The sequence below is a fragment of the Spiroplasma helicoides genome (assembly GCF_001715535.1).
Classification (GTDB): Bacteria; Bacillota_I; Bacilli_A; order Mycoplasmatales; family Mycoplasmataceae; genus Spiroplasma_A; species Spiroplasma_A helicoides.
The window spans coordinates 831069-844551 of sequence record NZ_CP017015.1 but is presented as its reverse complement, the minus strand read 5'-3'; the positions used below and the strand labels follow the sequence as shown (position 1 = coordinate 844551).

15 protein-coding genes are annotated in these 13483 nt (G+C 27.7%); 13 read left to right on the top strand and 2 right to left on the bottom strand.

The genetic code is table 4. The features are described from left to right. Window positions 1-17: 17 nt before the first annotated feature. The gene (locus SHELI_RS03795; protein ID WP_069116812.1) at window positions 18-725 is read left to right on the top strand and encodes a DnaJ domain-containing protein; all 708 of its coding nucleotides are present in this window, start codon (window positions 18-20) and stop codon (window positions 723-725) included. A gap of 27 nt (window positions 726-752) precedes the next feature. Here SHELI_RS03795 and SHELI_RS03790 read toward each other — a convergent pair whose 3' ends face one another. Further along, window positions 753-992 carry a NifU family protein gene (locus tag SHELI_RS03790; protein ID WP_069116810.1) on the bottom strand — a complete coding sequence of 80 codons (240 nt, stop codon included), beginning with the start codon at window positions 990-992 and terminating at the stop codon, window positions 753-755. 88 nt (window positions 993-1080) lie between these two features. Between SHELI_RS03790 and SHELI_RS03785 the strand changes: the two genes are divergently transcribed. Together SHELI_RS03785 and SHELI_RS03780 are read left to right on the top strand one after the other, a co-directional pair. Beyond that, window positions 1081-1410, top strand: a complete 330-nt coding sequence (locus tag SHELI_RS03785) for a S1 RNA-binding domain-containing protein (RefSeq protein WP_069116809.1) — start codon at window positions 1081-1083, stop codon at window positions 1408-1410. A gap of 23 nt (window positions 1411-1433) precedes the next feature. Continuing rightward, on the top strand, window positions 1434-2714 hold the full coding sequence (locus SHELI_RS03780; RefSeq protein ID WP_069116807.1) for a glucose-6-phosphate isomerase: 1281 nt from the start codon (window positions 1434-1436) through the stop codon (window positions 2712-2714). Here SHELI_RS03780 and SHELI_RS06195 read toward each other — a convergent pair. Next, window positions 2695-3012: a hypothetical protein gene (locus SHELI_RS06195; RefSeq protein WP_069116805.1), complete on the bottom strand. Its 318-nt coding sequence runs from the start codon at window positions 3010-3012 to the stop codon at window positions 2695-2697. The two genes, SHELI_RS03780 and SHELI_RS06195, sit on opposite strands and share 20 nt — an antisense overlap. Window positions 3013-3049: 37 nt before the next feature. On the opposite strand from SHELI_RS06195, the gene SHELI_RS03770 reads away from it, so the two are divergent. From SHELI_RS03770 to SHELI_RS03725, 10 genes are all read left to right on the top strand, one after another. Then, entirely contained in the window at window positions 3050-3418 is a 369-nt protein-coding gene (locus tag SHELI_RS03770; RefSeq protein WP_069116803.1) for a hypothetical protein, read from the top strand. Between the two features lie 74 nt (window positions 3419-3492). Beyond that, window positions 3493-3993 carry a dUTP diphosphatase gene (locus SHELI_RS03765; RefSeq protein WP_069116801.1) on the top strand — a complete coding sequence of 167 codons (501 nt, stop codon included), beginning with the start codon at window positions 3493-3495 and terminating at the stop codon, window positions 3991-3993. Window positions 3994-4022: 29 nt separating this feature from the next. Beyond that, on the top strand, window positions 4023-5234 hold the full coding sequence (locus tag SHELI_RS03760) for a hypothetical protein (protein ID WP_069116799.1): 1212 nt from the start codon (window positions 4023-4025) through the stop codon (window positions 5232-5234). A gap of 26 nt (window positions 5235-5260) precedes the next feature. Next, window positions 5261-6001: a TrmH family RNA methyltransferase gene (locus SHELI_RS03755; RefSeq protein ID WP_084449255.1), complete on the top strand. Its 741-nt coding sequence runs from the start codon at window positions 5261-5263 to the stop codon at window positions 5999-6001. A gap of 45 nt (window positions 6002-6046) precedes the next feature. Next, a complete protein-coding gene (locus SHELI_RS03750) occupies window positions 6047-7462 on the top strand; it encodes an NADP-dependent glyceraldehyde-3-phosphate dehydrogenase (RefSeq protein WP_069116797.1) in 1416 nt (471 codons plus the stop codon). A 103-nt stretch (window positions 7463-7565) separates the two neighbouring features. Next, window positions 7566-8339, top strand: a complete 774-nt coding sequence (locus SHELI_RS03745; protein WP_069116795.1) for a MurR/RpiR family transcriptional regulator — start codon at window positions 7566-7568, stop codon at window positions 8337-8339. Window positions 8340-8436: 97 nt separating this feature from the next. After that, window positions 8437-10050 carry a PTS transporter subunit EIIC gene (locus tag SHELI_RS03740; protein ID WP_084449254.1) on the top strand — a complete coding sequence of 538 codons (1614 nt, stop codon included), beginning with the start codon at window positions 8437-8439 and terminating at the stop codon, window positions 10048-10050. A 3-nt stretch (window positions 10051-10053) separates the two neighbouring features. Then, entirely contained in the window at window positions 10054-10482 is a 429-nt protein-coding gene (locus tag SHELI_RS03735) for a PTS sugar transporter subunit IIA (protein ID WP_069116793.1), read from the top strand. 10 nt (window positions 10483-10492) lie between these two features. Next, window positions 10493-11392: a phosphogluconate dehydrogenase (NAD(+)-dependent, decarboxylating) gene (gene gnd / locus SHELI_RS03730; RefSeq protein WP_069116791.1), complete on the top strand. Its 900-nt coding sequence runs from the start codon at window positions 10493-10495 to the stop codon at window positions 11390-11392. Between the two features lie 142 nt (window positions 11393-11534). After that, window positions 11535-12884: an APC family permease gene (locus SHELI_RS03725; RefSeq protein WP_069116789.1), complete on the top strand. Its 1350-nt coding sequence runs from the start codon at window positions 11535-11537 to the stop codon at window positions 12882-12884. Window positions 12885-13483: the final 599 nt, after the last annotated feature.

Sequence of the window (13483 nt, the reverse complement as noted above, 5' to 3'; positions counted from 1 at the left end):
TTTTGGGAGGATAAAGTATGGACAATATACAATATATAATTTCTGCAGTTGTTATTGCAGCAGGAGTTGTTGTTTGACTAGCAATCACTTTAATTAAAAAAAGTAAGGAAAAAGATGTTAAAGAAAAGTTCAAAAAAATAAAAGTCGAAGATGTTATTGTTCTTACAAAAGATAACAAAGAAAAATGAATGTTTTTATTAAAAAAACAAAACCATTTATTTTTAGAACCTTATAATAATTTTTTAGAACACCCATGATATAAAGATTTTTTTTATGATGAAGCAAATATTTTAATAAATTATGAAAATAACGGATTTATTAAAGAAGTTGATGAAATATGACAATTGAGAAAAAAGTCACTAAAGTTGTTTAAGTTTGAAAAAGATTATCAAAATTACTATTCTATATTTGAAGAGGAAAAAATGGATTTAGAAAAAGAAATTGAAGTAAAAATAAAAGAATTACAAAAAAATAAAATTGATAAATTAATTAAACTAGAAAAAAAGCAAATTTTAGAAACAGTAGAGATTCCAAAAGATTTAAATCCTTATGAGGTTTTAGGTGTAGACCCAAGTATGCCATTTAAAAAAATAGAAGAAGTATACTTTCAATTAGCTAAAATTTATAAAGACGATTTAAATAAAAAAGCTAATGATAAATATCAACAGTTAGAGTGAGCAATCGAAACAATCGAAAAAGAAAAACAAAGAACAGATAAAAAATAGGTTTAATCTATGATTAAACCTATTTTGTTACATTATTAATTCTACACCATCAATATCGTATGGAAATTCTTCAAAAAGTATACTCTCAATTCCTTCTTTGTAAGTAATTTCTGTTAATCCACATCCAACACAATTTCCCAATAATCTAATGTAAACAATGCGGTCTTTTAAGGCCACAAACTCCATATCGCCACCATCTTGTGTAACATATACTCTTAATTGATCTAAAATATCTTTAACTTTTTGTTCTAATTCTTTAATTTCCATTTTTTCCTCTAAAATCAATATTTTTGGTCTAAACCCTTAAATATTTCCTAAAATAAGTTTATAATTTTTATAGAAGGAGAGCAAGGAAATGTTAGAAAAAGGTCAAAAAGTTAAAGCTAAGGTAACAAGTATTGTTAACTATGGTGCCTTTTGTGAAGTTGTTGATAATGAAAGTGTTGTAAAAGGTTTGATACATATTTCAGAATTTTCAGATTATTTCGTTGGTGATATTAGTCAATTTGTTAAAGTTGGAGAAGAAATTGAATTAGAAGTCATTGATTTTCTAAGTGATAAAAATCAAGTAAAATTGAGTTTTAAAAGAATAAGACCACAACTTTTAAAAGAGAAAGAATCTAAAATTAAAGAAACTGGAGATGGTTTCGATAATTTAAAAAATATGATACCAAATAAAGATTAACAATTACATAAGGAGCAGGATTTATGATAAAAGTAGATTTTTCAAAATCAAAAGTAGAAGAAGAAATTAAAAAGTTTGATAAAAATAGAGTACAAAAAGTACATGAAATGATTGAAAACAAAACAGGTTTAGGAAATGATTTTTTAGGATGATTGGATTGACCGGAAAATTATAACAAAGAAGAATATGCAAAAATGAAAGAGGTTGCATCAAGACTCCGTAAAGAAATAGATGTTTTACTAGTTATTGGAATTGGCGGTAGTTACTTAGGTGCAAGAGCTGCTGATGAAATGATTAGAGGCCTATATCATACAGATAAAGTAGAATTGATTTATATTGGAAATACGATCAGTTCTAGCTACACAAAGCAAGTTTTAGATTACTTAAAAGGTAAAGAGTTTGCGATTGCAAATATATCTAAATCGGGAACAACTACTGAACCCGGAATTGCATTTAGAGTTTTTGAGAAATACTTGATTGATAGCAAATCAAAAGAAGTTGCTAAATCAAGAATAGTAGCTGTTACTGATAAAGCAAAGGGTGCTTTGAAACAATTAGCTGATGGAGAAGGTTACCAAACTTTCACTATTCCAGATGATATTGGTGGTAGATTTAGTGTATTTACACCAGTGGGTATATTTCCATTATTAGTTGCTGGAGTTGATACAGATTCTTTATTCAAAGGATCTCAAAAAGCTATGAAAGATTTAAAAAGTCTTGATAATAGCGCATACCATTATGCAGTTGCAAGATATATCTTACATACCCAAAAGGGTTATGCATCAGAAACACTTGTAAGTTATGAACTACAAATGCAAATGTTTAATGAATGATGAAAACAATTATTTGGTGAATCAGAAGGAAAAGATGGTAAAGGATTATTTCCAACTAGTTGTGTATTTTCAACTGATTTACACTCATTGGGACAATTTATTCAAGATGGAACAAAAAATGTTTTATTTGAAACAATTATTGATGTAAAACATCCACAAGAAGATATTAATGTTCCGACAAATGAGCAAAATTTAGATGGTTTAAACTATTTAACAAAAAATTCATTTCATAAAATTAATCAAACTGCACTTGAAGGTGTTTTAGAAGCTCACTCAATAACTGGGGGAGTGCCAAACATTGTTATTGAATTTGAAAAAATGGATGCAGAAATGTTTGGATATGCAATCTACTGATTTATGAAGGCGGTTGCTATGAGTGGTTATTTACTTGAAATAAATCCATTTAATCAGCCAGGGGTTGAAGTTTATAAACAAAATATGTTCAAACTTCTTAAAAAACCAGGCTATTAAAATAAAAAGTTTTAGAAAATTTTCTAGAACTTTTTATTTGAAATAATATATAAAATAAAAAAAATTTATGTCTAATATGAGGAAATATGAAAAAATTGTTAGCAATAATGAGTTCTTTTGGATTGGTTGCAACTAAGTTCTTTTTCAGCAGTGTTTGTGGATCGAAAGAATAGCAACCACAACTTTCATATGTTGAAGGTAAAAGTGATGCAGATGTTATAGCATACTTAACAGATTCAAAAAAAGTAAAAGTTGTTTTAAGTGACAAATTATCTGAAAATGGACCATTATCTATCATTTACAATAAATTAGGTTTAGATTACCCTGATTCAGATATGACACGTTCAGAATCAATGCTACATGTTAAAAATGTATCTGGTACATATGTTGAAGTTCAAGATAAAAATAGTGAGAGTTTTTTAGGATCATTAAAAAGTTTATTTGTAGAATTATCTGATTTAAAAGTTAAAGCAACTAAAGATAAAGATGATGCAACTTTAACTGATGAAACAATCTACTTATTCACAATTAAGGGTTCAAAAGATGATAAAAGTTTTACACTTTCTTTAATTTCTACAAAACCAACTTTAAAACAAAAAGGTGAGATTCAAAACACTGAAGAAAACCCAGTTCAAAACAAAGTTTTATTTGTAAAAACAATTGCAATACCTCAACCCAAAGCCGAAGATCTTGCAAAAGTATAAAAAAAATAAATTTATGTCAAAACAATAGTGTAAACTATTGTTTTTTATTTAAAATTAAAGTATTGGGAGGCAAAATGATAAATATAACAAATATTAAAAATCTTATAGAAAAACAAAAAAAATTGGATGCAAATATTGAAAGCACACATAATATACCTCAAAATGAAGAAACTTTATCTAAAAAAATAGTTGCTTTATTTGTAGAGTTTGGAGAATTTATAAATGAGCAAAGAGAGTTTAAATTTTGATCAAATAAAAAAGCTAGTGAAAAAGATGTTTTATTAGAAGAGTATGTTGATGGAATACACTTTATTTTATCAATTGGTTATACAATCGGGTTCAATCCAGATTCTTATAAATTTGATTTAAAAAATAAATCAATAATTGATATTTATTTAGAATGTTATGAAAAACTTGCAATTTTTAATAAAAATAGAAGTATAGAAAATTATATTAACCTATTAAATAGTTTTTTCTCAGTGGCATCGATCCTCAACTTCAGTGAAGAAGATATATTAGATGCTTATGATAAAAAAAATAAGATTAATTTTAAGAGAATAGAAGAAAAATACTAGTCATTGTTTTTAGAGAAGGAGGTTAATTTATGGCGAATAATAAATCAAAAAAACATAATAATGAAATTTATGATTATAAACCATCTAATCCAAAAGATCCAAAAATACCAGATCTATTTTTAGAATCTGAGGATTTAGCAAATGAAGAGTCAAATCATGAGTTTGCTGATTTTAAGACTAGCACAAAAACTATCGACTTAAGTGAAAAAGAGATTAAGAAAAGCTACTCTTTATATGACATAACAGCAACAGACAATAATGAAGATTATGCAAAATCAAAGTCAGATGCAAAAAGCTTGATTGATAGAATTAAAAATGCACAAAGGGAAAGTATAGAAAATAATCAACAAGAAATAATTTATGAAAATAATCCTGAAACTGGAACATCTGACTTTATGAATTCACAAGAAAACAGTGAAACAACTCCAACTGAAAACAAAACAGTTATGCCAGACCCAAATAGTAAAGACAGACTATTTAGTACATATAGAATTGACCAAGCACTTCCCAGAAGTCCGTTTAAAGATGCAAAAACAAGAATAGAAGAGGCATCAAGAAACTCTAGAGAAAGAATATCTAAACAAGATATCGAAACAATCGTAAATACTTTCAGACATAAAGTAGTGAAAACAACTAAATATGAAGTTGTTTTAAAAAATACAAAATTTGGATTTGAAATTTATAATAATAGTTCTGATGGTAGATGATGAGTAGCAACTGTTTGTTTTGAAGAAATATGAAACCCTAGAAAAGCTAGTTTTATAACTTTTTGAACTGGTAATACATTTATCGGCTATGGAATGCCTACTTTAGAAACAGTTATCAATAAAACCCATGAGTTGATGAATAACGGGAGAACTGGAAGGGTTGTATGAAAAGATTTTGTTTGTGATTGAGATGAAAAACATAATAGATTAATTGCGTCAGACACACCAAAACAGTTTTCTTGAAAAGAATATCAAAAAATTGTTAAATGATGAGAAACAAATAAAATATTTATTTTAGTAAAGCAAAAAGATGTAAAAGATTATGAAGACATTATGAATGAAGTTAAAGAAAAAAAACAAAGAGGCGAAAGAGTTAATCCTTTGATCAGCTTACAATCAAAATTAGTCGATCCACCAAGAAGAGCCCAACACCTTTATGGTTACCCAGTTGAAAATCCTGATTACAAGGGAATGGACTATTTAAACCCAGAAAATAAATTATATGAAATTGGTTTTACATTCACATCTGAATAAAATCCTATTTGAAGGAAGGAAAACATATGATAGAAAAAATAACTTCAGTTAAAAACAGTTTAATTCTAAAAGCACTTGAATATAAAACCAAAAAAAGTCAATTGGAAGATAAAAAATATTTGATAGAAGGATTAAATATTGTTAATGAAGCTATCAAAAATAATGTTGTTGATAAAATTTTTGTAACCAAAAAATTTGTTAATACCTTTCAAAACATTGATGTTATTGAAATAAGTGATAATGTTGCTCAAAAACTTAGTGATTTAAAAAATAGTCAAGAAGTTTTTGCTATTTGTAATATTGTAAAAAAAGATTTTTTAGATAGTAATGTTTTAATTTTGGATGATGTTCAAGATCCAGGTAATTTAGGGACATTGATAAGAAGTGCCTTTGCGTTTGGTTTTAATAACATCATTTGCTCTGAATCAACTGTGTTTCTTTTTAATTCAAAAGTTTTAAGAGCAATACAAGGTAATCATTTTGATTTAAACATAGAATATTGCGATTTAGAAAAAAGAATAGTTGAATTAAAAAATGAAGGATATACAATAATATCTACAAATTTAAAAGAAAAAAACAGTATTTTTGATTTTGAATCTCATGATAAAATTGCTTTAATTTTAGGCAATGAAGGTAACGGAGTTAGTGAAAGGGTTCAGAAATTAGCACAAAAAAATGTCATTTTAAAAACTTCTGAAAAAATTGATAGTTTAAATGTTGCAATTGCAGGATCAATTATTATGCATGACATTTTCAATGTGAAATAATTTTTTATGCAATAGTTGTATAATAATGGCGGAGGATTGAAATTAATGAGAGAATACAAAGCACTTATAAATAATGAATTTATTGATAATGGTCAATGAGTTGAAATATTAAATCCAACTACTCTTGATGTTGCAGGAAAAGTTAGCGCTTTAAAAGAAGAAGACGTCAATAAAGCATACAAAGCCGCAAGAGATGCGCAACCTCAATGAGAAGCAAAAACATTGCTAGAAAGAATAGCAATTTTAAAAAAATTCAGAGATGAAATTCTAAAAAATAAAGATGAATTAGCTCAAATTATGGCCGAAGAAATAGCTAAAGGGGTTAAAGAAGCTTTAAATGAAGTTATTAGAACAGTTGAAATAATTGATTACACTTTTGAAGAAGTTAAAAGATTAGACCCATTGGCAATGACAGGTGAAGGAATGGGGGCAAGAAATAAGTTAGGTATTTTTAGCAGAGTGGCTAAAGGTGTTGTTTGTGCCATTTCTCCATTTAACTATCCATTCAATCTAGCTTTGGCAAAAATTATTCCTGCCTTAGTTACTGGAAATACTGTTGTTTTCAAACCAGCAACAGCAGGTAGTCTTGTAGGGGCTTATATGGGTAAATTGGCGGTTGATGCTAATTTTCCTAAAGGTATTTTTAACATTGTTACAGGAAGAGGAAGAGATATTGGAGATATTATTACTTCAAATCCTGAAATAAATATGATTTCTTTTACAGGTAGTGTAAATATTGGTAAACAAATTCGTAAACAAGGAAGTTCAACAGATCTTGTTTTAGAACTTGGAGGAAAAGACCCTGCTTTAGTATTGGATGATAAAAATTTAGAAAAATATGCAGATGAAATAATTGCTGGTGCTTTTGGTTATTCAGGTCAAAGATGCACTGCAATTAAAAGAGTTTTGGTAAGTGATAAAATAGCTGATAAATTAGTTCCTTTACTAAAAACTAGAGTTGAAGCACTTAAAGTGGGTAGTCCTTTTGATAATGCAAACATTACTCCTGTAATTGATGAAAAATCAGCTGATTTTATTCAAGGTTTAATAGATGATGCCAAGGCTAAAAATGCAACCATTGTTTATGGTGACAAAAAAGAAAAAAACTTGATGTGACCATCATTAGTTGATCATGTGACAGTCGATATGAAATTAGCTTGAGAAGAACCATTCGGTCCAGTATTACCAATAATCAGAATTAATGATGTTGATAAAATGATTGAGATTGCAAATCAATCAGAGTTCGGTTTACAAGCCAGTGTCTTTTGCCAAGATTTATCAACAGCAATAAAAGTAGCTAAAAAAATTGAGACAGGAACTGTTAATTTAAACAGCAGACCACAACGTGGTCCAGATTGTTTTCCATTTTTAGGTATAAAAGATTCTGGAGAAGGTGTTCAAGGAATAAGAGAGTCATTAATTAGTATGACAAGATATAAGGGTATAGTTATAAACTATTAAAAAAAACTTCTTTTAAGGATTTAATTCTTGTAAGAAGTTTTTATTTATTTTAACCACTTAAAGTATATAATAGTTTTAATGATTGCTAATATAAGAGGTTGCAATGGAAATAAAAAATCATAATTTAATTAAAAAGTTAGAAATAATATCTTCTTCAAATGAAAATTCAGTTAAAAAATTACTAGCAAATTTTTTCTTGAGCAATCTTGATAGAATAAATAATTTAAGTATTGCTGAAGTATCTGAAAAATGCTTTTGTAGCAAATCAAGTATTGTGAAGTTTGCAAAAGAGCTAAATTTAAATGGATATAAAGAATTAATTTCAGTATTAACCTGAGAGCACTCAATATTTAAAACACTAAAATCAAAAAAAACAAACTTAAAATACAATTTTAATTTTTTTAACAATATTCAAGAAAATATTGATCAATTAAAAAATTATAATTTCGAAACATTTCTAGAAATATCTACATATTTAAAAGATAAAAAGCCAAGAGTTTTTTTGTTTGGTAAAGGACCAAATATCCACATAAATACAATTTTTAATAATTATTTAATAAAGTTAGGGTATAGTGTTTTTCACTCTAGTGATTTTGATGTGCAAGAAAAGTATGTCAATAATGTTGAAGAGGGTGATGTGTGCTTTGTTCTAAGCTATTCTGGTTTAACTTCATCTATAACTAAAATTTTTGAAATAGCTAAATCTAAAAATGCGAAAGTTGTATTGGCAACTTCAAATTCTAATACAGAAATGTTTAATGATAGTGATTTTACATTTTTAATTAAAAACAATGAAGAAGTTCTTGTCAATCAAAGAAACTCAATCATAAGTTTTAATATTCTTGTAATGCAAATAATTTATTTGCTAAGTAATTAGTGAACTAGTTTACTAGTATAATAACAAATTCAAGAAAAAAACTAATAAATGAGACTTTATTTTATCTTTATATAATTAATTCAAGGAGGATACTTGAATGAAAAACGTAAAAGAAAAAATAAAAGATGATACAAACATAAAAATGAAGCTTGATGAAATGAAAAACTCAAATATTAAAGCCAGTGATTCCTTTAAAATAAAATTAAAAAAATCAATTCAAAGAGCTGGAAGTTTTATGGCTGGAATGATTATGCCTGTTGTAAGTATTTTGATTGCATGAGGTTTACTAGCAGCTGCTTTTCTGGGTAGTTATAAAGTTGATGCAAGCGGAAATACTGAATGAGTTAAAAAAGGATGATTTAATTCAGAAGCAGTTGGTCAATTGATTGAACCCTGTATAAAATATTTGATTCCAATTTTAATTGGTTATACTGCTGGAAATATGGTTTATAAAGTTCGTGGTGGTATGATGGGTGCTTTTATAACAATGAGCATAATTATTGGTAGTGAATACATTTACTCAAATATGGCTGCAGATTGGGTGCTTGGAGATAAAACAGCTAAAGAAGTTGGATCACCTAATCAAATTGTTGGAGCTATGATTGTTGCGCCGTTAACAGTTTATGTATATAAAAAAATTGAATTAACTTATATAAATAAAATTAAACCTGGATTTGAAATGCTTGTAAGAAACTTTAGTTTAGCATTGTGAGCAATAGTATTTGGTTTAGCAACATTCTTTTCATGAGGATTTGTAATGTATGGAATAAGTTATGTAATGGTGGCAATTATTGAGCTATTTACAAAATTTAAATGACTATTTCCATTTATGTCAATACTAACTGAACCGTTAAGAGCTGTATTTCTAAATAATGCTTTAAATCATGGTGTTATGAGTCCCTTAGGTCTTACTGAGGTAGCTGAAAAAGACTATTCTGCATTCTTTATGGTTGGAGGTAATCCTGGTCCTGGATTTGGGCTGTTATTAGCATATGTTGCTTGAAGAAAACAACAAAGAGGAGCAGCAGCTGGAAGTAGTGCAATTCAACTTATTGGAGGTATTCATGAAGTTCACTATGTATATATTCTTGCAGAACCAATTATGATACTTTCAACAATTGGAGGTGCATTTGTTTCATTAACAATAGTTGCTTTATTTGGTGGGGGTGCCATTGCACCAATTTCACCTGGTAGTTTAATCTCTGTTATATCAATGTCAGGATCTGCTATGAGAATACTTATAAATGTTGCAGCAGTTTTTGCTGGAGCTCTAACTTCATTTGGAATAGCAAGTTTTATAATGATTTTCAACCGTAAAAAATCTGCAAATCTACAAGCTGTTACTGTAACTGATGAAGGAATAACTTTTGAAGAAAATAAAAAAGAAGTTATTCAACCGCAAGTCGCTTTCAATTTCAAAAATGCAAAAATCATTAAAGTTGCATGTGATGCAGGGGTTGGCTCTAGTGCAATGGCGGCAGGTATTTTAAAAAAATGAGTAAAACAAAATGAAATTGATGTAGATGTTAGCAATTGTGCAGTAAAAGATCTAACCCCTGATGTTGATATTGTTGTTACAATGCATAACTTTAAAGAAGTGGCGAGTGAAAACTCACCAAATGCTTACATATATACTGTAAAACAATATTTAGGTAAAGATGTCTTTACAGAATTGCAACAAAAATTGATCGCAGCTAAAAAAGGAGAGTAAAGAATGCAAATAAAAGATGAGTTTATATTTATTGATGAAGATTTAAAAAGTAAAGAAGATATATTTAGTTTTTTGGAAAACGTCTTGATTAAAGGTGAAATTGGTAATAAAGATTTTATCGATTCTATGAAACAAAGAGATAAAACTGCCAGTGTTGCTATCGGGAATTATCTTGCTATACCACATTGTGATTATAGTTTTTCATCAAATATCAAAAAACAAGAGCTAGTATTTATAAAATTAAAAAATAAAGTTATGTGAGATGAAAATGAAGTTTTATTTGTAATTGCTTTGATTTTAAAAAATGAAGGGCAACTAGAAATATTGGCAAATATCGGAATAACATTCAGTGATGAAGATTTAGTTTTAGAGTTTCATAAAAACTTAACAAAAAAAGAACAAGTTAATAAATTTATTGAAGAAAATAGCTAGGAGAAAATGTATGAAAAATATTGGACTAATAGGATTGGGAAAAATGGGAATGGGATTAGTTAGAAATCTACACAGAAACGGATATAACCCCATTGGATATGATAAAAACCAAGATATGTATCAAGAATTACAAAAAGAAAATATCAATATTGCACAAAATATGGATGATTTAATTTCTAAATTAGAAAAACCAAGATATGTAATTATGTTTGTAAATGCAGGAGCTCCAACAGAAGCTGTCTTTAAAGAACTGATTGAAAAATTAGAACCTGGAGATTGTATCATTGATGCTGGAAACTCATATCACAAGGATTCAGTTAAAAAATATCACATTGCAAAAGAACATAAATTAAACTTTGTGGATGCAGGAATAAGTGGAGGGCCATCAGGGGCTTTAAATGGAGCTTGTGCAATGGTTGGTGGTGATCGTGAAGTTGTTGAAGGTCTAGATAAAATGTTTAGTGATATTTGTGTTAAAAATGGTTATTTACATACTGGAAGTATTGGTAGTGGGCATTTTGCTAAAATGATACACAATGGAATTGAGTATGGAATGATGCAAGCAATTGCTGAAGGTTATCAAATTTTAGAAAATTCAGACTATGAATATGATTACAAAAAAGTTTCTGATTTATGAAACAACGGTAGTGTTATAAGAAGTTGATTAATTGAACTAATGAGTGATATTTTTAGCCAAGATAAGGATTTAAGTGGTTATACTGAAATTATGAGTATGAATGGTGAGGGTCTATGAACTATTCAAGATGCTTTATCACAAGGAACACCAGCCCCTGTGATTGGACTTTCTGTTATGATGCGTCAAGTGAGTCTTCAAGAAAAAAACTTTGCAGGTAAAGTTATCTCTGCATTGCGAAATAAGTTTGGTGGTCATGAAATTGTTAAAAAATAAAATGAGTTTTAACTCATTTTTTTGTATAATATTTTAAATTTAGTATAATAAGTGTAGTAAATTTTAGATATTTGATTAATTTACCATATATGTTAAAATAAGTGTGTAATTTTGGGTGCTAATTATTGATAGGGGAAATGTTATGAAAAAATTGAGCATATTTAATTTTGTTACAAGTATTTTTGCGGCATTATTTATTTTTGTTTATGTAATAGTGTTATATACAGGTAATGGTTATAAAATAATTTTTGGAACAGATCTAAAAAATCTTGTTGGTTTATCAATAGTTGGAATATTATTGATTTTATTAGCGATAGTTTTAGCAATAATGGGCATTTTATCACTTAGTTTAAGTAAAAATAAAAGTGTAAAAATCATCAATTTAGTATTTGCTTGTTTGCTATTAGCTTTAACATTTGTAAGTTTTTTTTCATTGCCATGAAAAAGTTTAATAGAAGGTACATATTTTGATTTAAGTAATGTTGTTTTTAGTCAAAAAATAAATTATTGATTATTCGGAATAGTAGCTATAGTTTTTTTAATATTTAGTGTAGTATTTTCATCGCTTATAAATCAAAAAACAGAAAGTACCAATAAACCTAAAGATAAACATGAAAAAATGAAATCTCCAAATAACCAAGCAATGCAAAACAATCAAAGTTATCAAGAAAATCAAAGCAATGTTAATATGGCTCAATTTGGTGTACAACAACAGTATCAAGATAATTCAATTGATCAGTCCTTTACATCAACCCCAAACGAAGAAACTGTAAATATTGCAGATAAAATTAAAAAATTGAGAGACGATTTGTCAGAAAACAAATTTGATGAACTTCACTCTCAAGAACAAGCAAATATGACCGAAGAAGAAAACTATGGTAATGATTTAAATCAATGAAATACACAAGAAATTGTAAATGATCTTGAATTACAACAAATTCAAGAGGATTTTTCTAATACAAACAATAATGTAAATAGTATCCCTAATAAGATTAATAGTGTGCCAGCACCACAACCAATTCCAGGGGGTTTATCAAAAAACTCTAACGTTGGAAATACAGCTGAATTCTATTATGATAACAATACACTTAAAGATCCTTACAAAGAAACTATTGTTCCAAGAAGGGTGGCTAAAGAAAAAGCCAATGATTATAAAGGCCCTATTGGTAATATACCTAGACAAGAAAGCAAGTATGTTAGCGAAACAAGAAGACAAGCTTTTGTTGATGAAAAATATCAAGGTAAAGTATTCTTGGGGGATAGTGACCGTATTTGAGAAGCTATGAAAAAACAAAATAGAAATATAGTTCCCCCAAAAAAGGAGAATAATAAAAACTTAGATATTTCTAATTCAGAATCCAACATTATTAATCAATTTAAAAGAGATGCAACAACAACTTTAGAAGTTGATACAAAAAATATTTTTGATCCCATTAATGACGTTGAAAATGATGATTCTAACGCTTCTTCAACTGTGGAATGAGATGATTAACCCTTAAGTGGGTTTTTTTTATTTGTTTTAAAATAGTTAAGACTAAAATGTCAAAAATAATTAAAAAATTAATATATATTTTGTATATTTAATAATTACTGTGCTAATATATGAAAGCTGACAAGTTTTCAACTTTCGGCGCAAAAGCAAAAAAAATTAAATATTTTATGTTTTTGCAAAATACTGTGCTAATATATGAAAGCTGACAAGTTTTCAACTCTAAGCAACATGTAATAATAAAAAAACAAAAAAAATTAAATATTTTATGTTTTTGCAAAATACTGTGCTATGATATGAAAGCTGACAAGTTACGAACTTGAAGCACAAAAAAATAAAAATAATTTACATTTTGCAAAATACTGTGCTATGATATGAAAGCTGACAAGTTTTCAACTCTAAGCAACGTATAACAAAAAAAATAAAAATAAATTAAGAAAAACTATTGACTTGATTTAGAATTTATTGTAAATTTATATATGGCTCGCTCATATGCGAGAAAACGATCTTTGAAAACTAGATAGAACAACAACAACCAAATTATTGTACAAAATACATTCAATTTTTTGAGTAAATAAACAGATATAGTCATGAATCAAAAT